Source organism: Actinomyces bovis (assembly GCF_900444995.1).
GTDB classification, from domain to species: domain Bacteria; phylum Actinomycetota; class Actinomycetes; order Actinomycetales; family Actinomycetaceae; genus Actinomyces; species Actinomyces bovis.
Genome location: NZ_UAPQ01000001.1, coordinates 643,252 through 664,775, shown reverse-complemented (window position 1 = coordinate 664,775; position 21,524 = coordinate 643,252). Strand labels below are relative to the sequence as shown.

The following is a 21,524-nucleotide window of genomic DNA, read 5'->3' as shown; positions in this document are numbered from 1 at the left end:
GAGCATCCCTTTGAGCTGGGTTGATTGTTAGGGTGATCAAAGCGCCTTGTTGCCAATATTCCCACGTGGTGCGCGCAAGGCATCCCAATCTATCCAAGGAGACTCCCCATGACTCGCATTTTTAGCGCAGGTGCACGGTCGCGAGGACTGAAGGCCCTGCTGGCTGTGGGTGCCCTCTGTGTGGCCCTGGTTCCCTCGCTTGAGGCAGTACCGGCTACGGCAAGACCGGTTCAAGCTGTGCCTGCGGCAGTAACGTACCCGCTTGCTCTGCGACAGGGGGAGAAGCTGTCATGTACGGGGGGTGACTACTACACTCTGGACAAGAAGGGGAATGTATACAAAGTACCCTCAACTGCGGGTGAGCCTAGGTATCACGGTGCGGATGGCAACATAGCATTCAAATTCATGAGTGATAGCGGCGAGTCTGATTTCAATGGACTGGCCATTGGCTCTGACGGCGCAGAGGCATGGGCTTTAAACAGGGCAGATAGCGAGACTCACACCAGGATTGGTATCTACAAGTGGGATGCGGCCAGCGGTACTACTAAGATTGTCCACTACGGTAGTCTCCCCTCGGGCAAATATGGTACTGCCAAGATTAACAACCTGGTAGCAGGGGGCATTAACCCTAAGGGCCCTGACGCCAAATATTACTTTGGTGGGTTTATCGATGACGGTTATGGCACTTACTTTGCTACTTACCGCTATGACGGTGGACGCATTATTCTGGTTGGCTACGTGAAGGTGCTGGATGTGTCCAGTAACAAGGGGAACGGCGATCTGGTGTTCTCTGCTTCTGGGGACATGTTCGTGCTTTGGAATGATGGTGACGGTAAGACCCTGGTCGTTCCTGTGCGGCGTGAAGATCTAGCATCTTCCGCTGGAGATCTTATTCCACATGGTAATATCCGCACCCTGAAAACTGGCGAGGGCAGGTATAACGGTTTGGCCTTTGACTCTGATGGTCGCCTCTTTATCCAGTATGGAAAAGACAGCAAGACCAAGAATTACTCTATTGATCCTGATGATGGTGCGACCCTGAGTGACAAGGTCTCCATCGGTATCTCGAATGGAACCGACCTGGCCTCTTGCGCCTCTCCACCCACGCTCTATGTGGAGAAAAACGTCGTAGGCCGCGAGAAGCCGGGTGACCAGTTCAAGATTTCGGTTGAAGGTAAGAACAGGGGTGTGCTGGCCTCAGAGAGCACTTCCGGCAGTGGTACTGGCACACAAGCCTCTGTCGGCGTGTTCATTCTCTACAAGCCGCGCACTTACACCATCAAGGAGACTGCGGCTGGTGGTGCACGTCTGTCCGACTACAATACGACCTTGACCTGCATTGACGAGGTCACGCGTGAGAACCTGGCGGTGTCCAGGGTCTCGGACACGGAGTACACCTTCACGCAGAAGGACGGCTCGAATCATGACGCCATCTGCACCCTGCGTAACGAGCCCAAGCCCAAGACCGGCTCGGTGACCTGGAATAAGGTTGACGCGGGCGGACGTGCGCTTACCGGCTCGGCCTGGCAGATCATCCCCGATGCCGCCGGGCAGGCGACCATTTACGTCACTGACAACAGCGGCCGCGACAAGGACCCGGATGTGGCGGAATTCAGGGTCGATGACCTGCCACTGGGCGGCTATACCCTGCACGAAAGCACGGTGCCCGAAGGCTACGTGGGTGCCTCTGACAAGCACTTCACCATCACCTCAGCTCACGCCACGGCCCCGAACAGCTTGGGGAGCATCACGAACACCCCCATCAAGGGAGTCATCACCTGGACCAAGACCAAGCCGGACGGCTCAGCGCTGGGAGGCTCCACCTGGAGCCTAACCCCCACCAACCCGGTTGGTGCCGTGCGCCAGATCACGGACTGCACCGCTGCGCCCTGCGTCCCTGCCAACGGCGACCGTGACCAGCGGCCCGGCTACTTCAGGCTGGGGGACATGACCTACGGCACTTACAAGCTGACCGAGGCCAGCGCGCCAACCGGCTACGTCAAGAGCACGGAGACCAAGACCGTTAAGGTCACCACTAACGGCGCGACCGTGGACGCCGGCGCCGTCGTCAACCAGCCCATTGCGGGCAGTGCGACCTGGAGCAAGACCGGCATGGACCACAGGCCCTTGGGTGGGTCGGTGTGGGAGCTCGTCCCAGGGCCTGGCGGGGCCGCCAAGCTGGAGGTGACGGACTGCGTCGAGTCGGCTCCGGCACGGTGCACCGGCGCGGACAAGGACCCGGCGGAGGGCGGATTCAGGGTCACCGGCCTGGACTGGGGCCGTTACCTGCTGCATGAGAAGACTCCGCCGCCCGGCTACGCGGCGGGGGCGGACCGGCCCTTCGAGGTCAACGCGGGCAACGCCTCGGTCCCGGTCGTCCTGGGAGAGCAGGTCAACAAGCGCCTGCCCCGGCTCTCCTGGACTAAGACCGACGCCGCTGGGATGCCTGCGGGCGGCTCCGTGTGGACGCTGACCGGTCCGGCTGGGGCGGCGTCGGCCGCAGTGAAGGTTGAGGACTGCGTCCAGGCCAGTGCCGACATGTGCCCCGGCCCGGACCGGGACCACACCGCCGGAGGCTTCCTGCTCCAAGACCTTGCGCTCGGTGACTACACCCTCACGGAAGACACCGCCCCCACCGGCCTGGTTGCGGACCAGACGCCGCACCCGCTGAAGCTGAAGGACACTGACCTGGAGGGAACCGTCCAGGCGGGCTCCTTCAAGAACGAGCCCATCAAGGGAACCGTCACCTGGACCAAGGTGAATGCGGGCCGCAGGCCCCTGGGTGAGTCCACCTGGACCCTGACACCCACCAATCCTGCCGGTCCAGCGCGCACGATCACGGACTGCGTGCTTGCGCCTTGTGCGACTGCCACTGGTGACCGCGACGAGCGCCCCGGGTACTTCAGGCTGGAGGGCGTGGTCTACGGCACCTACACGCTGGTTGAGGATCAGGCGCCGAAGGGCTATGTAAAGAGTGCGGACACCAAGACGGTGCAGGTTTCCACCAACGGGCAGGTCGTGGCCGTCGGGGAGGTGGTCAACCAGGCGCTGCCGCAGGTGGCTTGGACCAAGACCAAGCCGGATGGCACCGCTTTGGGTGGCTCCACCTGGTCCTGGAAGCCCACCTCGCCGGCTGGTGAGGCCGTGGAGGTGGGGGACTGCGAAGCGAGCAGTGCTGACCAGTGCAAGGGCGCGGATAAGGATCCGGCTGCGGGAGCCTTCCTGCTCAAGGGCGTGACTCCGGGGGAGTACGTGTTGACGGAGACCGGGCAGCCTGAGGGTTATGTGCTTGACGCGACGCCGCATGCGGTCACCGTGGCGGGAACTGACATCGGTAAGACCGTGACGGCTGGCGCTTTTGTGAACCAGGAGGCCAAGGGGTCTGTGACCTGGTCCAAGGTGGATGCTGACAATGGCGAGGCCCTGGGCGGATCTGCCTGGAACCTGACGGGCCCGGGTGCGGGCGCTGCCGCGCAGGTTGTTGAGGACTGCGTGGCGGATGACGCCGCAGCCTGCACGGGCCTGGACAAGGACCCGGTGGCGGGTGGCTTCAAGGTGGAGGAACTGGGTCTGGGGGAGTACAAGCTGGTGGAGAAGGTCGCTCCGGCGGGGTACCGGCTGGACTCCAAGACTGAGCACCCATTCAGCGTCACGGCTAAGGCCCCCGCCTATGCCTTTGACAAGCCTTTCGAGAATACCAAGACCGCTGTCCCGGTGTTGCCGCTGACTGGTGGCATGGGTGCCGACACCTTCCTAATGGGCGGTGGTGCCTTCGGTGGGCTGGCTTTGGTTGGTGCCTTCTTACGACGCCGTCGCTCGGCCTGAGGTGCGGACGCGGTCCCAGCTGGGGCTTGGTGTCGTGTAGGCGGGCGTGGCCTGTGCCTTAATGGCATTAGGTGTCGTCAAGGTGGCCCTTCGGTTACGAGGCTGCATCATCCCGCCTTTTCTAGAACCGCGGTTGTTAGGGTCTTCTAAGAACCTTGTTGTGACTCGCTCCCAATAAGGGGGTGGGTTGCTGCCACCGCATGTTGTCCAGGGAGGATCGCAATATGACTCGCTCGATCGGGCTGAGAGCTCACCTATCAGGCCTGAAGGTGCGCCTGCTGCTCGTAGGGCTAGCGCTGTCGCTGCCGCTTGCTGGCTTGTGGGGCGGAGCTGTACCGGCGGTGGTCTTGGGGACTCCGGCGTTCGCGGCCAATGAGGCATTTTCCTGCCAGTCCGGGAACTTCTATTCCCTTTCAGATACTGGGGATGTCTATAAAATTGACTCTGGTGGTAATCTGACGCCCATCTCTAGCGTCCCAGACAGTAATCGGGCGAATGATCACGGGAGCAACAAGAAGAAAAGGCTTGCAAATGCTCTAGGGATCGGCAGAGGGGGGCAAACCGCCTATGCGCTATGGCGACACAGTGACGACAAGGCGTCTGATCTCTACTCTTTCGAGGTGGGGAAAGGGTGGAAATTCCTGCAGACCTTCAACTACTCAAATACGCCGGTGTCGATGGTTGCGGGCGGGGTACAGTTCTCCACCGGCGACTTCTACTTTGGTGGATTTTATAAAGATGGAACTAGGAAATTCCGTCTCTATCGTTACCTGAGTAGAACGGGTGCCGTGGAGTTCGTTGGGCAGTTTAATACGGGTATCCCCGTTGATGGAACGGCTAATGGTGACCTCGCCTTCGACTCGGCGGGAAACCTGTACATCGTCCGACACAAGGGTGGTTCTGAGGCGGTCGTGTACACAGTTGCTAAGGAGGATCTGGAGGCTGCCAACGGCGGGAATCTCAGATTCTCGGAGAATGGTCTCGGGGTACTTGATAATAAGAAGGGCATCAATGGAGCGGCGTTCCGTAGCGACGGTTCTATTGTTTTGGGTGACAGTGCTGTGGCAAAGGCCTATGATCCTGCCGACTTTACTCAGGTAGACTTTGGTTATGAGCCAAAATTAAGCAGTTCATCTGATTTAGCTTCCTGTTCTTCCCCGGCCACCTTTATTTTGAAGAAAGACATTGTTTCTAGGATTAATGATGTTGATCAGTTTAAACTAAAAGTGTCCAAGCAGGGCAGCAATGCTATCGCAACCGGCACTACTTCCGGTCAGACGACGGGGCTGCAGGACAGTCCCTCAGCAACTGCTGGAATCTTCCCGGTAAAGAACAATCAGAAGCTCAACTTCTCTGAAGAGATGGCTAGCGGTTCCCGGTCTAAACTGAGTGAATATCAGACTACTTGGGCTTGTTATGCAGATGGTTCCAAGGTCCCGTTTGAGCAGGGTGTAGGCCAGTCCGGCTCTGTCAATCTTCCCAACACGCTAAGCGTGGTCGTTGAGTGTGTCTTGAAGAATGGTCCACAGGTCAAGGCTGGTTCCGTGACTTGGAAGAAGACTGCGGCAGACACTGGAAAAGAACTGTCTGGCTCTGAGTGGGAACTGCGTCCGAGTGACGGCAGCGCAGTAATCAAGGTTGTAGATAATGGCTCCGGGGATACCAACAACACGCCCGGCGTGCTGAAAGTGGAGAATGTGCCGCTTGGGAACTACAAGCTGGTGGAAACCAAGGCGCCAGAAGGCTACGTGGCCGGTGAGCCCCAAACCATCCAGGTGAAAGAAGCGCATGCGGCGACGCCATTCGACCTCAAGAACATCGATAATACCCGTATCAAGGGGTCCGTTACCTGGGTCAAAGTGGATCGGGATCGCAAGCCCTTGGGGGGCTCCTCCTGGACTCTCACATCTGTTGCTAATGCTGCGGCGCGCTTGATCGATGACTGTCAGGCCAAGCCCTGCGGATCTAGTGGCGATCAGGATGAGCGTCCTGGCTACTTCAAGCTGGAGCAGGTGGAGTACGGCACCTATACGCTGACTGAGACCACCGCACCTAATGGCTACGTCAAGAGCGAGGAAGCCAAGACGGTTGAGGTGACTAAGAATGGCGTGACTGTTGAGGTTGGTCAGGTCGTCAACCAGGCGCTGCCGCAGGTGGCTTGGACCAAGACCAAGCCGGACAATAGCCTTCTCGGCGGCTCCACCTGGTCGTGGCAGCCAAGTAAACCCGGGCAGCAGGCCATTACCGTAACCGACTGTGTGGCTACTGAGGCTAAGGAATGCAAGGATCATGACAAAGACCCTAATGCCGGTAAGTTCCTGCTGACAGCGGTGGAGATTGGCACTTATACGCTTACTGAATCGGCGGCACCCGAGGGTTACGTGAAGGATTCGAATCCGAAAACGGTCACGGTAGCAACTACTGATGTAGGCAAGACCGTTAACGCCGGCTCCTTCGTGAACCAGGAGGCCAAGGGTTTGGTGACCTGGAAAAAGGTTGATGCCGCTAACAACAAGCCTCTGGGTGGTTCCTCATGGACGCTGACCGGCCCCGCCGCAGGCACAAGCGCAGGAGCTGCACAGCTTGTTGATGACTGCGTTGCTTCGGACCCCAAAGACTGCATTGGCCCTGACAAGGACCCGGAACCAGGCCAGTTTAAGGTCGAGGGTCTGTCTTTGGGAAAATACACCCTAGTAGAGAAGGCCGCTCCCGCCGGGTACCGCTTAGACGCTAAAGAGCACCCATTCACCTTGGATGCCGTCCATCCGGCCTTCGAATTCAAGGAAGCTTTTGGTAACCATAAGATCACGGTGCCGGTGCTGCCACTGACCGGCGGGATGGGGGCAGACACCTTCCTGATCGGTGGCAGCGTGTTCGCAGGTCTGGCACTAATCGGGGCCATGCTGCGACGACGTAGGGCGGACTGAGTGCCCCGGGGTATTTCCTGGCCAGATCTGCAATTACCTACCGAGGGTCGATTTGTGCTTCCGCCTGGTGCAGGAATGCAATTTCGGGCGGCCAGCGGAGATGGATACGCAATCGTTAACTGGCCTGGAACCTGAGGCCTTATCGAAATCGCGTGTCAAGTGAAACGTTAGCAATAGCCAATAGAGTTGAAGAGTCTACAGGGCTACCGGAGTGATCCGGGGCCCGTCACCCCAGATTCCCATCCCAAACCAGTAGGAGTTCCCGTGCTTACTCGCAAGAGCCAGCCATACCCCGGGTGCAGCAGTGCTCCGGTGGTGGGGGTGCTCACGGTGGCCGGATGGGGGCGTGGGGGAGCGGACGTCTTCGACGCTGTCGCCGGAGTTGTGAGGAGGTCTGGCTCGCAGATCTATCAGTAAGCAACAGCTCGCTCCCAGCGAGTCAGGTTGCACCTGAGCTCGGGGGTGGGCGAGTGGCCGGGAGGCCGCCGCGTTCCGCAGTGAGCACCTCCTCATTCCCTAAGCCTATCCGCTTTGACATCACCCAGCACGGTGCATTCCGTGCACGATGAAAGGAAAAGTACGAAATGCGTACTACTACTCGCCTAGCTGCGGTCCGCGCCGCCGCGGCCGCCGGCGCACTGGCCGTTGGCCTCGCCGGCCTGGGCCTGGGCGCCACGGCCTACGCCGACCAGGCGAACATTAACGACCAGACTCCGACTTCGCTGACGATTCACAAGCATGTCAAGCCTGGTGCGGGCGACACTACCAAAGGTCGTGTAGACGGCACTACCGCTCCTACGCAGAAGCCTGTGAGCGGCGTGGTGTTCAAGGCTTACAAGATCAAGCTGGATCTTGTGAATGAGGCTGACATGGCGCAATTGAACGCCAACTGGAAGACGCTGAACGACTGGGCAGTCGCTCACCCGAACCTCGCTGCCTCTGTTTGTGATCCCGCAAACCTTGCTGCCAAGACGCTTGATGGGTTGACTCTTGCGGACGATGCAGCTGTCGAGTTCGTGACGGAAGCCAACGGCCAGGTAAAGAAGAACCTGGACAAGGGCGCATACCTGCTCTGTGAGACTGACACCACTAACGCGGCTGTTGACGGCAAAAAGGTCAATATCGTTGATAAGGCGCTGCCTTTCGTTGTCACTCTTCCCTATGCTGACGCTACCGATGGGGCGGCGGCAAGCAAATGGGTGTATTACGTGCATGCCTTCCCGAAGAACACGCCAGTTGACAAGCCTGTAAAGAATGTCAAGGTTCTTGATGGCTCTCACGGTCTCGGTACCGGTAGTCAGATCGAGTATACGATTGACGCGGTCGTGCCGACCATCGCTGGGGATAGCGAGAACTTCAAGTACCTGAACATCTACGACAAGTTCGCCCAGGGTACTACAGACATCAGTGTTAGTTCCGTGCAGGTGGGGGAGATTGGTCCGGATGGTGCCTTCGCTGGCGCTGATGTTCCAGGCGACAAGTACACCAAGACGGATGATTCTCTGAACCGTTTCGCGCAGGTCCACTTCAATACCGTTGAGGGTCTTCAGTATCTTGAGACCATCGGTGGTAAGACCATTCGAGTGACTTTCAGGGCCAAGATCAGCGAACTACCTACTGATGGCAAGATTGAGAACACCGGTAATTACATCGTTGACACTGAGTCTGACCCCAGCAACCCGGGCAAGCCTCCGGTGCCGCCGACTCCGAACAACCCGCCGGTGACCCCGCCGACCAACCCGGACGAGGACCCCAAGCTTCCTCCGACCACCACTAACAACCCCACCAACAAGGTTGTCTCCAACTGGGGTGAGTTGAAGGTTATCAAGCGGGATGCTGCTAATAACAAGCAGCTCCAGGGGGCTACCTTCGAGGTCTACGACGCTACTCCGGAAACCGCATTCCTGCCTGACTGCTCTAATGCTGTCAAGACTGGCAATGCCATCAGCGTGGAAGGCAAGACGACCTTCAAGTCTGACGCCACGGGCACTCTCCGTATCCCCGGTCTATTCATTGACTCGAAGGCAAGTGCTGGTGCTGACGTCACTGAGCCTGATCACACCACCCGATGCTACGTCCTGGTGGAAACTGCTGCCCCTGCCGGTTATGTACTGCCTTCCGGTGATGCCGCTATGACAAAGGTCAAGGTGAGCTCCGGTGAAGTTAAGCCGGATGCGGTGCTCATGGATGTCAAGAACACCAAGTCCAATGTGCCTCAGCTGCCTCTGACCGGTGCTTCCGGCCAGGTGCTGATGATGGCCGGTGGCGCCGCCCTGGTCCTGCTCGCCGGTGGCACCGTGGCGGTGGCCCGTCGTCGTCAGGCCGAGGACTGATCTCAGCGCCTAGGCGCTGACAACCTCAAGGTCAACTGACCCGCGTGGCGGGCAGGCTCCCCGTGAGCCTGCCCGCCACGTCGTCGTCGCCTCTCATCCTCCAAGCGAGCGATTCGACGCTCAGGGTGCGGTCCCAGTGCCGAGGCTGTGTGGAAATGCAACATTGGACCGGCAGGGCAAGTAACCGTAATCGCAATGGCAGATCGCCGAGACTTCCCTGTGATTTCCCACTAGTAAAGTCAATCCAGATAACCCACCTATCAGGCTCGCGCTTGTGTGTGTGAATCGAGGAGGGGATGTTGAATGCCATCCTCACCGAACAGACTTCCTGTGGCCGGTGCTCCAACACTCGGACCAGGATCGACTCGGCGCCATCAGGGCCGAGTCACCCCAACAAGATCCCAACTGAGAGATGGAGAAACCGTGAGCTCACTCATGATCCGTCGCAGCATCGGCCTGACCGCCGCCGCGACGCTCGCCGCGGGAGCGCTAGTCGCTCCTGCGCTGGCCGCACCGAATGCATCCAACGTGGACGGCAACCACGCTTCCACCCTGACCGTGCACAAGTGCGAGCAGACCGACAACAACGGTGTGACCCCGGGTAACGGGAATGCTGAGCCTCCGGCCGACTGCAAAGCCCTTGACGGTGTTGAATTCACCATTACTGAGCTTGACTATGATCTGACTACGCAGAAGGGTTGGGTGGACCTAGCCAAGGCCAACGGTGACGTCAATACGGCCTTGACCCAGAACATTGACGGCGACAACGACCACAAGACCGGCACCAAGGTGTCCATCACTACCGCTAACGGCGGTGTGGCCCAGTTCTCCGACGCGCAGACCACCGCCGGCAAGGCCTACCTGGTCTCCGAAACCAAGACCCCCGCCGGCGTCATCCCCGCAGCCGACTTCATCGTCACCCTGCCCATGACCAACCCGGGCAACACCAGCAGCTGGAACTACGACGTCCACGTCTACCCCAAGAACACCATCAACGGCGTCAAGAAGGAGGTAGAGGACTCCGGTCAGAAGTCCGGCTCCGGCAACGCCCTGACCTACACCATCACCACCTCCATCCCCAAGGTCGGAGACGAGGGCATCAAAAAATACCAGGTCATCGATGTTCTTGACCCGCGCGTCCAGACTGGGCTGACCCCCGAGCAGCTCAACCCCCAGGTCACCATTGAAAACCTGCCTGCCGGGGCCGCTGCGCTTGAAGCAAATGACTACCAGATCGTGGTCAAACCATCAACTCTGCCTAACGACAAGCACAACTACCTGACAGTGGACTTCACCGCAACAGGTCTGAAGAAGCTGGCTGATGCCCGCGCCAAGGGCACCGGCGAGACCAAGGTCAAGATCGTGCTCACTGCCACCTTCCCTGAGGGCACCGACCTCAACGGTGGCATCAGCAACACCGCCTCCCTAATTCCCAACGACTCCCCGAACTACAACTGGGACAAGGACAACCCCAACCCCGGCGGTGATCCGAATAAGCCAACCGTGCCCGGCACCAACACCGACCCGGTGGTCTCCAAGTACGGCCAGGTTGAGTTGACCAAGACCGGCACCGACAACCTGGCCGCCGCCAAGTACAACGGCGCCCAGTTCCAGATCTACGAGTGCTCCGTGTCCGCAGATGACGCTGCGCTGGCTGCAGACAAGGTGGTTTCCAAGAGCGCTGACGGCAAGCCCGTCCTCCTGAAGGACGTGGATGCTGACCTTAAGGGTGCTCCACTGACAATCGCCAACGAGTCCACTTTTGAAACCGGTAAGGCAACCGCGCTGCAGGTTGCGTCCGGTAAGGCAGCTGTGGACGGCAAGGTGGTCATCGGCTCCCTGCGCGCCAACGACTGGGAGAACGGCAAGGCCAAGACGCTCGACAAGAGCAACTGGTACTGCCTGGTGGAGACCAAGGCCCCCACCGGCTACTCCCTGGCCCCCGACCCGATCCCCTTCCGCGTACTGGGGACTGAGGCGGACCAGAAGATCGACACCAAGGTCACCGTCACCGACGTTCCGGCCAACGCTGGCCTGCACCTGCCGCTGACCGGTGCCAACGGCGTCGTGGTGCTCACCACCATCGGCGGCCTGCTGGTGCTGGGCGGCGCTGGGGTGGCCTACTACAACCACCGTCGCCGCAACCAGGACTGAGCCCAGGCACAGTCTGAACGCGCCACCCTCCATCCCAGGAGAGGCCGACTAGCACGACGGCTGTGGGGGAGGCAGGAGCCTCCTGCCTCCCCCACGCAGCCCCGCCAACAGACCCCAAACCCTGCCCTGCTCCAAAATCCCTGAACCCGATCCCTAAACCAAGCAACCCGAGGACGCGCCCTGTGAACCCAGAGCCCAGCAGCCCCATCGACCCCAGCCTCCGGCCCTCCGGTGGACAGGTCGCCAGCGTCCCCACCCCAAGTGGGTCGGCTTCAGCCAATTCCGCTCGGAGTGCCAAGACCGCGCCCCACCTGCCCAGGCGGATCCTCCGTAGCTTCCGCCGCGGTTTCGGGCGACTTGCTGGCGCGCGGGACTCAAAGCGCCGCCGCAGGCTGCGCGTGGCCGCACCCCTGCTGTTAGTGCTACTCGGCGTGCTAGTGCTGCTTTACCCGGTGATCGCCACCCAGCACAACAACGCCGACCAGCAGCGCCTGGCCTCCATGTACTCCGCCCGCCTGGAATCCATGGGACCTGACGTGCTGACCCAGAAGATCAGCGCCGCCGAGGCCTACAACGAACACCTGGAGGCCTCCCCAATCCTTGACCCCTGGCTGGACTCACAGCGCCCCGACACTCCCCGCTACCAGGAGTACCTGAGCCAGCTGGACCTGGATGAGGTCATGGGGCGCGTAACCATTCCGTCCATCCATGCGGACCTGCCCATTTACCACGGCACTCAGCCCTCTACGCTAGCCAAAGGCATCGGGCATCTGTTCGGCACCTCGCTGCCGGTGGGCGGCACCTCCACCCACTCTGTGCTTACCGGCCACACGGGCCTGGGCACTGCCACCATCTTCGACAACCTGGTAGATGTGAAACAGGGCGACGCATTCTATGTGGCAGTGGCCGGGCGCACCCTTAAATACCAGGTGGTGAACATTCAGGTAGTGCTCCCCACTGAGACCAATTCCCTAAATGAAGTGGCAGGACGCGACCTAATTACTCTCATTACCTGCACGCCCTATGGCGTGAATTCCCACCGCCTGCTGGTCACCGGTGAACGCGTCCCGATGGACCCGGCCGCAGCCGCCCAAGATGCCTCCAAGGCACTGCCTGCCCCCATGCAAACCTGGCAGATCGCCATTATCTGGGTGGTTGTGGGCGTGCTGCTGGTGGTAGCGGCAGTGCTGATCTGGGCCTTCCTAGCCGCCCGACGCCGCAGGCGCAAGCAGGTAGCAGAGACTGGTCCGCAGGGCGACGGCGGTGGGGGCGACGGCGGCCTTGACCCCAGGCCCGGCCCACCCGGATCCCCACTTAACGGCGGCGCCCTGGAGAACCGCGAGGAAATTGTGCGCCTAGAGGAGTTGGGTGACGCCGGTCCCCCTCCCAACATTGTGAAACACGATCGCGAGGTCACGGCAATCAGAACGTGACCGTTTATCCAGGCGCCCTTCATAGGCTGTTTTGCAGAAACTGAAGGCAATTTTGTTCGCCTAATAATTACCTGATATTGGAGTTTTGACATGTCCTCCCACAGACCTTTCCGCGCGCTCAAGCGTGTGCATGGTGTGGCGTTAGCTTTAGGACTGAGCACAGCAATGCTGCTGAGCTCGGGCGTGACTGCGCCCGTGGCGCAGGCGGCGCCAGGAGACTTGCCCGCCGTATTCGCCACCGGTGGCACTGGGCGTTACCGGGACATCATCCAGTGGCTGCAGTGGGGTGATTACGATACGCAGTTCAAGGGCAAGGCAAAGCCCGATGTGCCCGTGCTCGACTACGGGGAGACCAAGACTTACAACAATGTGCGCGAGATAGCCCCCGGCACCAAGCTCCGCACTACCTGCACCCTCAGCAACCTGCAGCACCTAGGCCACAAGCCCTTCCGTGACCAACGCAATGATCCGTTGACAGAAGCGCAAGCGAAGGGACCCTTGGTGGCCACTATCCCCGGCGGCTGGGCGGGCGACGTGCTGGACAACCTCTACAACGTGGGCGGACCGGGCAGCTGGAGCAATGGGGAGCAAACCTGGTCCGAGGGAATGACCTATCCGAAGGACTACGTCAACCGCAACCGTATGGTCATCGGCCTGGGCAATGGCTACGCCTACAACGGCATGAACGCTAAGAACAGTGACAAGCCATGGGGCACCCCGGGAACGGACCCCTCTCCCACAGGCTTTTCCTCCAGGCTGAGCTTTGACTACTCCTGCTCCGCGTCACTAGAGACCCCGACTGGAACGCGCAATGTCCCGGTCCAGGGCTTGGTATTTGCTGATGCTGAGGCCTCCTCCAAGCGTTCTGGCAGAATCATCGATGGAGCGCTCTTCGACGAATGGGGTGACGAGTGGGTTCAGGCCTCAACCACGCAAAACGTAACTTGGCGTGTGCTGGACCGCCTGCGCTCTGCGAACTGTGGCGGGGTCACCTCCAATGCGGAGATCAGCAACAATGGCAAGACCCTGAGGCTTATGCCCACCGGCGACGAGTGTGTGTATCAAGAGCCTGGCAAATACACCTCCCCTAACGGCATCGGCGGACCTAGCGCCGTCATGCTGATGGAGGGCGCCACCTCCGCGACTATCTCTCTGCAGGGCGCGGGGTACTCGGCTGTTGCTCTGGGATTAGTGCTGGCCACGGACTTTGGTGACGCCCCCGAGTCTTACGGCAATGCCGGCTCCCTATACGAGCCCGCCTGGCGCGACGGTGCCATTGCCAGCACCACCGACGTCTTCTCCAACAACCTGAGCCTGGCGAGCATGCACGTGAGCCAAGGCACCCCCAGCCTGGGCAAGGAAATCGACGCCGAGCCCTACCAGCAGTATTCCAATGACGCCCTAGGTGACGACATTGACGACCTTTGGTGGTCCGACGACGAAGACGCCATCTCCGGTGAGGTGCGTATCCCGGCGGCACCCGGCCTCACCTGGTCCAAGGAAGTGACCTGCAACGGCGAGGGAGAACTCTACGGTTGGATCGACTGGGACCGAAACGGCAAGTTTGAGGACGCCGAACGCTCCGGATGGACTGACACCAACCACGACGGAAAGCTCCAAGCCGGTGAGCGAGGAGTCGGGCCAGCCTGCTCCGGTGGCAAAGCCACGCTGACTTGGACCATTCCAGAGAACGTGAGCATCGACCAGGCCAATCCGGCGGCTGACGTCAAAACCTTCATGCGCCTGCGCATAACCAATGACCGCGATGCTTCAGGTAAACCCATTGAACCTGCTGCCACCGGTATCACCGGCCACGGTGAGGTGGAAGACTACGCGGTAACCCTCTACACCGAGGCCCTGCTCAAGCTGGTCAAGCAGGTGGACAACAGCGCCGGATACGCGCCCACGCCGCTCAAGCCCGAGCAGTGGACCCTTACCGCCACCCAGAACGGCCAGACCCGCCAAGGCGACGGCGTCTTGGAATCCGCCGCAGTTAAGCCCGGCACGGTTACCTTCTCCGAGGCCGGTAAAACCGCTGAGGCGCGCGAGGGCTACATCTTGACTGACACCGTCTGCGCCAAGCACCCGCAGATGAACACCGCCATGACTTCCGTGCTGAGTGCCGACAAGAAGTCGATTGAACTAAAGAACCGTGAATGGGTGGTCTGCACCCTGATCAACAAGCCCAAGCCCGCCGTCGTGGAATGGAGCAAGGTTGACGCGGCCGGCACCAAGCTTCCTGGTTCCATATGGAAACTGACCGGTCCCAGCCATCCGAGTGGGCTCAACATTAGTGATTGTATCGCTGGAAACTGTGCTGGATCACAGGACAAGGACCCAACTCCCGGACACTTCCGTGTAGAGGTCAATAAGTGGGGCGACTACGCCGTTCAGGAGACCGCTCCCCCCACCGGCTACACCAAGTCGAACACCACCTTCTCCATCAGCACGACTGACGCCACCCACCTCACGGGTACGCCCAAGTCGGCCACAGGAGTTACCGGCGACGGCATCATTAACCAACCTGCTCCCGGCACCCTCGGCTGGAAGAAGGTAGACACCGTCGGTGCCACCATCGCCAGCGCGCCCTCGGCCTGGACCCTTACCGGCCCTCAGGTACCCGCGAACACAATCGTTCAAGACTGCACGGCCGCTAACTGCGCCACGGGCAACTACAAAGACACCAACCCCGCCGTCGGCGAATTCAACGTCACCGTGCCCAAGTGGGGCGAATACAAGATCACCGAGCAAAGCGCACCCGCTGGCTACATTGCCGCAACCGGTGACTTTGCCTTCGACACCATCGACAAAGACCACCTCAGCGTGGGCCTCAAGACCGTCGCAGGCGTGAACAACGGCGGCGTGGTCAACCAGAGCCAAACGGGCTCCGTAACCTGGAACAAAGTGGACGCCGCCAACAAGCAGCCACTATCTGGCTCCAGTTGGAACCTGACCGGTCCCACCGGAGGCACTTCCGCAACCCAAGTAATCGAAGACTGCGTGGTTGCAGACGCCACCGGCTGTGCCAACAAGCTAGACAAGGACCCGGTTGGCGGCACCTTACGAGTAGAAGGCCTAGCCCTTGGTGCCTACACCCTCACGGAGCAGGCTGCCCCAGCGGGATACAAACTGGACTCCAAGACCACCCACAACTTTGAACTGAAGCCCAGCGAGCTGAACTTCACCTTCAAAGACCCATTCACCAACGAGAAGACCTCCGTTCCCACACTGCCCCTAACCGGTGGCCTGGGCGCTGACCTGTTCATTATTGGTGGTGGCATTCTGGGGGTCGCAGCCATGGGCTTTGGGATCATGCGACGCCGTCGCCAGCAGCACGCAACTGTGACGGTGCGGTGAACCAAGAATGGGAACAACCGCACGGCCTGCGACCCCACTGGCGGTAACACCGCCAGGGCCCACCGCGCCCACACCACAGTGGCTTCCCGTCACAAATGAAGCCGGACAACACATACTCGTGGCCCCCAAACGGGCCTCAGTTCCACAGCCCCGCAAATGGCGCCTGTCCTGGTTGGCAGTGATTACCGCCGTCCTGGCCATTGCTGGGATCCTGCTTTTCAGCTATCCGACAGCAGCCGCCTGGATTAGCCAGTACAATCAGTCCAAAATTGTCACTGACTATGCGGCGCAGGTGACCCAGGCCAGACCGGCCGCCGCTGAGCAACTGGCCCGCGCCCACGAGTACAACCAGGCGCTGTCCGTTGGTGCAGTCCTGGAAGCCAACACCAACGTCCCCACCGGTGACGGCACCAGTTCCGACCAGTCGCTCAACTACGACAAGATGCTGGACGCCAACGGCGGAGGCCTAATGGCCCGGCTTCGCATTAATAAGATCGACCTTGACTTGCCGATCTATCACGGCACCAGTGAGGAAACTCTGCTGGCCGGTCTGGGACACCTGGAAGGTACCTCCCTGCCGGTTGGCGGGCCCAGCACTCGCACCGTAGTCACCGGACACCGGGGGCTAGCTAACGCCACCATGTTCACCAACCTGGACAAGGTGGAGGTGGGGGACACCTTCACCATGGAGGTATTCGGCGAGGTACTCACTTACCGGGTCTTTGATAAGAAGGTAGTTGAGCCCGAGGAGACCGAGTCCCTGCGCGCAGTGGAAGGCAAGGACCTGGCCACCTTGGTGACCTGCACACCCCTGGGCATTAACACGCACCGCATCCTGATCACGGGGGAGCGGATTACCCCCACCCCGGCCAAGGATGTGGAAGCCAAAGGTAAGGCACCGGATATTCCTGGCTTCCCTTGGTGGATCGTGTTGGACCTGGCAGGTATCACGCTGGTGTGCGTGTATGTGTGGCGAGCTGGCTACCCGCCCAAGCGTCGCTGTCGCCGTCGGTGAGCCCCCGTGCCCTGCGGCCCCCGAGCCCTCCCAAACGACTCTTACGCACTGAGGCGACGGTGCCACCGCGCCCTGAGTGCGATGTAGTAATTTCGGTGATTTACGTAGGGTTTAGGAGAGTCGCCAAGCTGATGCAGGGGTGTTACTGAAACGTGCGCGGGAGCTAGCGTCCCTACTGTTAGATTCCGATTAACTTCTGCACTTTTAGCATCTGAACGTATCGACGAACGGTTTCATGTATGACGACTCCAGCCCCGCACCCGAGTGAAGCTGCCCCGGTTGCACCCCACAGGTGCAAAGCGCGCAACCCCTGGGGGGTCCGCCGCACCATCGCGGCCATGGCCACGGTCCTGACCCTCGCCCTGGGCGGCGCAGTGCTCGCGCCTTTTGTCATCCCCAGCGCCGAGGCCGCCGGCCCGCTCGTCGTGCCTTTGGGTGACACCTCTGTGGTGCTAAAAAACGTTGAAGCCTCCCACAGGCCGGACAAGCCTTGCTTTCACTACTACGGAGCCGGGAGAGAAACCAATAGCTCCACCGGGATTGTGACAGGCAGTTCTGGCAAGTACGCCGCTGTCAGTTATGGTCAGCCCGAAGCAGACAAGTGCCCAAATAGCTATGGCACAGATCCTATGCAGGGACGCCAAAGCTCCATGTCCCTAAAACCGTCTAAAACAACCACCGTCAACGCTGGCGAACCCTTCCTACTGGGCACCATGCGTCACAACAATCAGCCAATCTTCTCCGGCAACAACACCAGTAAACCTGCAGTATACAGTGGCTCTTTCGAGATCAAGACAGCTGGTACAATCAACTCTGACTTCCCCTGGGCGGAGGAGGATACAGTCAATGACTGTACGGCAGAGCTAGATCAATACGGCCATATGGTCATCGGCTCCAACGGTGGAGGGCACAAGGAACGTGATACGCGAGTTAAAACCAAGTATGCTTTCAACCAGAACCATCAGGTGGGGCGTGTAGGTGGGCAGTATATCTACGACTACAACGGGAAGCCCCTCTACAAGTCCTCCGCTGGTGACTACTACTTCTACTCCGACGACGACAAGGTGACCCTGCACGACGCTTGGGGGCAAGCCTGCTCTGACGACTACCTCAGCATCAGATCAGACCGCTCCCAAACCACCTGGCGTGACCCCGCCACCGGTATCGAGTACCAGCTCAAGATTTGGGGCTTTACCTTCAACGGTGAAAACGAGCAGTGTTCAACCGAGCTAGCGGAAAACGCCTACGTCAACGAGTTCTTCGTGACCCCTGAGAAAAGGACTTCTTATGGCTGCCTCTATGGCTCCATCGAGCAGCTGCGGCCAATCACTTTTCAGACTGACGCCAAAGCAGATGAATCCGTCCGTAACCAATTGGGCAACCCGCCTCGCTTCGACTACAGCAACACCTCAGCACCTGGGTCCTACGGCAAGGAGCACTGGGGTAAAAAACTGGACAGCCTGACCCCCACCAGCTGGGGAGAGGCTGGACGCTCCGCTCAGTCCCAGGTCTACACCCTCCTAGCCCCCAACGACTTGGCCTCAGCCACCCAGGACGCACAAACAAAGCAGGCCAAGGTGCAGGCAGACGGCACCGTCACCATCTCCGGCTGGTACCTCAACGGCATCGACTGCCTATTCACCCACCCGCCCCACGACCCGCTCCTCATGAACGCCAAGCACGGCGGCGGACGCCTGGACCGCTCAAACAACGTTGACCTCACCAACCGCTCCCTGCGCCTGGACCAGAGCGAGCTCGCCGTCAACTTCCAGCAAGCAGCCGTGAACTGCACCTGGCACAACGAGTACATCCTGGCCACTGGCCAGCTTACTCTCAAAAACATAGTCGATTCCGGCAGTGCTTCCCCCACTGAATGGACCCTCACCGCCACCCCCAAAGAAGCCGGACTGTTTGGCCAGAAGATCATCACTGGCGCCGCCAACACCGCTTCAGTCACCAGTCAGAAAACCACAGGAGGCACCTACGTGCTCTCCACCACCGGCGGTCCCAACGGATACGTCCAAAACGGGGACTGGACCTGCACCGGAGCCACCGTCCGCAAGGACAACGGAACCACCTACGCCGTTCTCGGTGAGGGCGCCAACGCCACCTGCACCATCCACCACAAAACCGACACCACCCCAGTAAACGCCACCAAGACCGTTACCGGGGCCACCGACGCCGCCAAACCCACCGAGTACCAACTCTCCTACTCCTGCACCCCGCCCGGAGGCGGACCAGCCGAGACCGGCACAGCCAAGGCCCCCGCCAACGGCACCCCCGTGAACCTCGCCGCCATGAAGGTCGGCGCCACCTGCACCGTCACCGAGCAGCAGCTCACCGACGCCCACCTGAGCACCCCGGCCGCCGACTCCGGAACCCTCACCTGGGGCGCCCCCGCCTTCGCCGTCACCGTCGGCAGGAACGGTGCGAACCAGCCCGTGGCCACCAAACCGGTAGCGGCAGCAGGCGGCAACGGGCCGGGAGTGGAGTTCACCGTCCCCGACACCACCAACGGAGACCTCTCCGTCACCGTCACCAACACCGTCATCCCGCACGCCGGCGTGACCAAGAGCTTCGAGTCCGTGGCCAAGGCCGCCGCCCAAGTGGGCGGGAAGGACACCTTCGACCAGACCTACAAGGTCACCGTCAAGAACCCCTCCACCGCCGCGCCGCTGACCTACACCCTCACGGACACCGTGCAGCTCCCGGCGGGCACCACCGTGAACACCACCACCATCACCCGCGACGACGGCACCGTCGTAGCCGTGCCCGCAGGCACCACCAGCTGGACCATCAGCGACGTCACCCTGCCCGCCGCAGGCACCCACACCTACACGGCGGTCATGAACGTCTCCGCACCCGACCCCGGCCTCCCCGGCCTGGCGGCAGGCGAGACCTGCGACGCCAACGCCGCCACCAACGGCAAGGCCGTGTTCAACACCGCCGGCCTGACCACCAAGGGCGACGCCAACGCCGTCGCCGCCAAGGCCTGCGGCTCCGTGCCCGCCAACCCCAAGTTCTCCGTGAGGAAAGAAGCCGGCGCCGTAACCCGCTCCCTGGACGGAAGCGGATACACCGCCGCCTACACGGTCACCGTCACCAACCACTCCCACGTGGACTCCACCATCATCAACGACGTGCGCGACCAGCTCGGCCTGCCCGCCTCCGCCAAGGTCACTAAGGCGGAGGTGCGCGAGAACGGCAACCTGGTCAAGACCATCACCGGGGCCGAGCTCACCGACCCCAAGGGCTTCGTGCTGGCCGCAGCGGGCTCCGGGCAGCCTCTCGCCCAAGCCCCTGCCGGACAGGCCGACGGCGGCACCCGCGTGCTCGGGGTGCAGGTCCACTTCACCGTGGACCCCTACGCCCCCGGCTTCACCACCGAGGACTACACCTGCGGCAAGACCCGCGCCGACGGCAAACCCGCCGGCCTGGTGAACACCGCCATCATGGCAGGGGACGTCGACGGCACCGACAACGACACCGCCTGCCTGTCCACCACCGCCCTACTGCACTTCAACAAGACGGTCACCACCCGCCCCGGCCCCGGCTCCACCTTCGACGTCGGCTACACCATCACCGTGGAGAACCAGGGCGCCCTGCCCGGCGCCACCGGCACAATCACCGACCGGCCCGCCTTCGCACCCGGCCTGGTGGTCAACAAGGTGACCGTCTCCAAGGACGGGAGCCCCGCCCAGGAAGTGACCGCCGCGAACGGCTCCTACCGGCTGGACAACGGTGAAACCATTCACTCAGGCCGGACCCTCACCTGGGTGGTCACCATGAACGTCACCGTGGACCCCTCCAACCCGAACTACGACGAGTCCGCGCTGGCCTGCAAGACCAACAACGGCGGCGAGTTCGAAGACGGCCACGGCCTGCTCAACAAGCTCATCACCGACCCCGGCAAGGACGTGGCCACCGGCCCCAATCACAACAAGGCCTGCGTGGACGTGGACGCGAACGCCGGCAAGCGCGGCTTCATGGTCATCAAGACCGGCTCTCAGGGGAACCTGGACGGAGCCGCCTTCGACCTGTACTCCACGGACCCCTCAGCTGCGGGGGCCACTCCGGTGCCCCTGGCCGTGACCCCCACGGGGACCAAGGGCGAGTTCAACGTGGCTCCCCAGCTCATCAACCGTGAATACTGGCTGGTGGAGAAAGTGGCCCCGGCCGGGCACACCCTGCTCGCGAACCCCGTGCACGTGAAGGTCACGGCCACCGGTATCCAGGTGCTCAACGGCAACAAGCTGGGTGTCTCCACGGCGACGGCGTCGGCGGTGGCGGACCCGGCGGTGGCGGACACCCTCACCATCAAGGACATTGAGGCGGCACGTCTGCCCCTGTCGGGTGGGGCCGGGTTCCTGCCGCATGTGCTGGCGGCTGCGGTACTGCTGGGAGGGTCCGGCGTGCTGGCTCTGCGCGCCTGGCGGCAAAGCCAGAAGGCCGCCTGAGGGGGACGCCTATTGCCCGCAGC

Annotated in this window: 9 protein-coding genes; all 9 read left to right on the top strand. The window is 61.1% G+C overall.

Features of this window, described 5'->3' with window-relative positions:
* Positions 1-405: 405 nt before the first annotated feature.
* The 9 genes from DR039_RS02890 to DR039_RS11635 all read left to right on the top strand — a co-directional run bounded on the left by DR039_RS02890 (position 406) and on the right by DR039_RS11635 (position 21,501).
* Positions 406-3,825 (top strand): SpaA isopeptide-forming pilin-related protein, encoded by a 3,420-nt coding sequence (locus tag DR039_RS02890; RefSeq protein ID WP_111835865.1) that lies wholly within the window; start codon positions 406-408, stop codon positions 3,823-3,825.
* A gap of 224 nt (positions 3,826-4,049) precedes the next feature.
* Positions 4,050-6,752 (top strand): MSCRAMM family protein, encoded by a 2,703-nt coding sequence (locus DR039_RS02885; protein WP_126622302.1) that lies wholly within the window; start codon positions 4,050-4,052, stop codon positions 6,750-6,752.
* 264 nt (positions 6,753-7,016) lie between these two features.
* The gene (locus tag DR039_RS11215; protein WP_172458343.1) at positions 7,017-7,169 is read left to right on the top strand and encodes a hypothetical protein; all 153 of its coding nucleotides are present in this window, start codon (positions 7,017-7,019) and stop codon (positions 7,167-7,169) included.
* Between the two features lie 167 nt (positions 7,170-7,336).
* On the top strand, positions 7,337-9,085 hold the full coding sequence (locus tag DR039_RS02880) for a SpaH/EbpB family LPXTG-anchored major pilin (RefSeq protein ID WP_111835863.1): 1,749 nt from the start codon (positions 7,337-7,339) through the stop codon (positions 9,083-9,085).
* 423 nt (positions 9,086-9,508) lie between these two features.
* Positions 9,509-11,239: a SpaH/EbpB family LPXTG-anchored major pilin gene (locus DR039_RS02875; protein WP_111835862.1), complete on the top strand. Its 1,731-nt coding sequence runs from the start codon at positions 9,509-9,511 to the stop codon at positions 11,237-11,239.
* 182 nt (positions 11,240-11,421) lie between these two features.
* Complete coding sequence (locus DR039_RS02870; protein ID WP_318268891.1) at positions 11,422-12,672, top strand: class C sortase; 1,251 nt, start codon at positions 11,422-11,424, stop codon at positions 12,670-12,672.
* Between the two features lie 90 nt (positions 12,673-12,762).
* The gene (locus tag DR039_RS02865) at positions 12,763-16,029 is read left to right on the top strand and encodes a CshA/CshB family fibrillar adhesin-related protein (protein ID WP_172458342.1); all 3,267 of its coding nucleotides are present in this window, start codon (positions 12,763-12,765) and stop codon (positions 16,027-16,029) included.
* A 118-nt stretch (positions 16,030-16,147) separates the two neighbouring features.
* Positions 16,148-17,044 (top strand): class C sortase, encoded by an 897-nt coding sequence (locus DR039_RS02860; RefSeq protein ID WP_229116746.1) that lies wholly within the window; start codon positions 16,148-16,150, stop codon positions 17,042-17,044.
* Between the two features lie 338 nt (positions 17,045-17,382).
* Positions 17,383-21,501, top strand: coding sequence for a DUF5979 domain-containing protein (locus DR039_RS11635; protein WP_126622300.1), 4,119 nt, complete (start codon positions 17,383-17,385; stop codon positions 21,499-21,501).
* Positions 21,502-21,524: the final 23 nt, after the last annotated feature.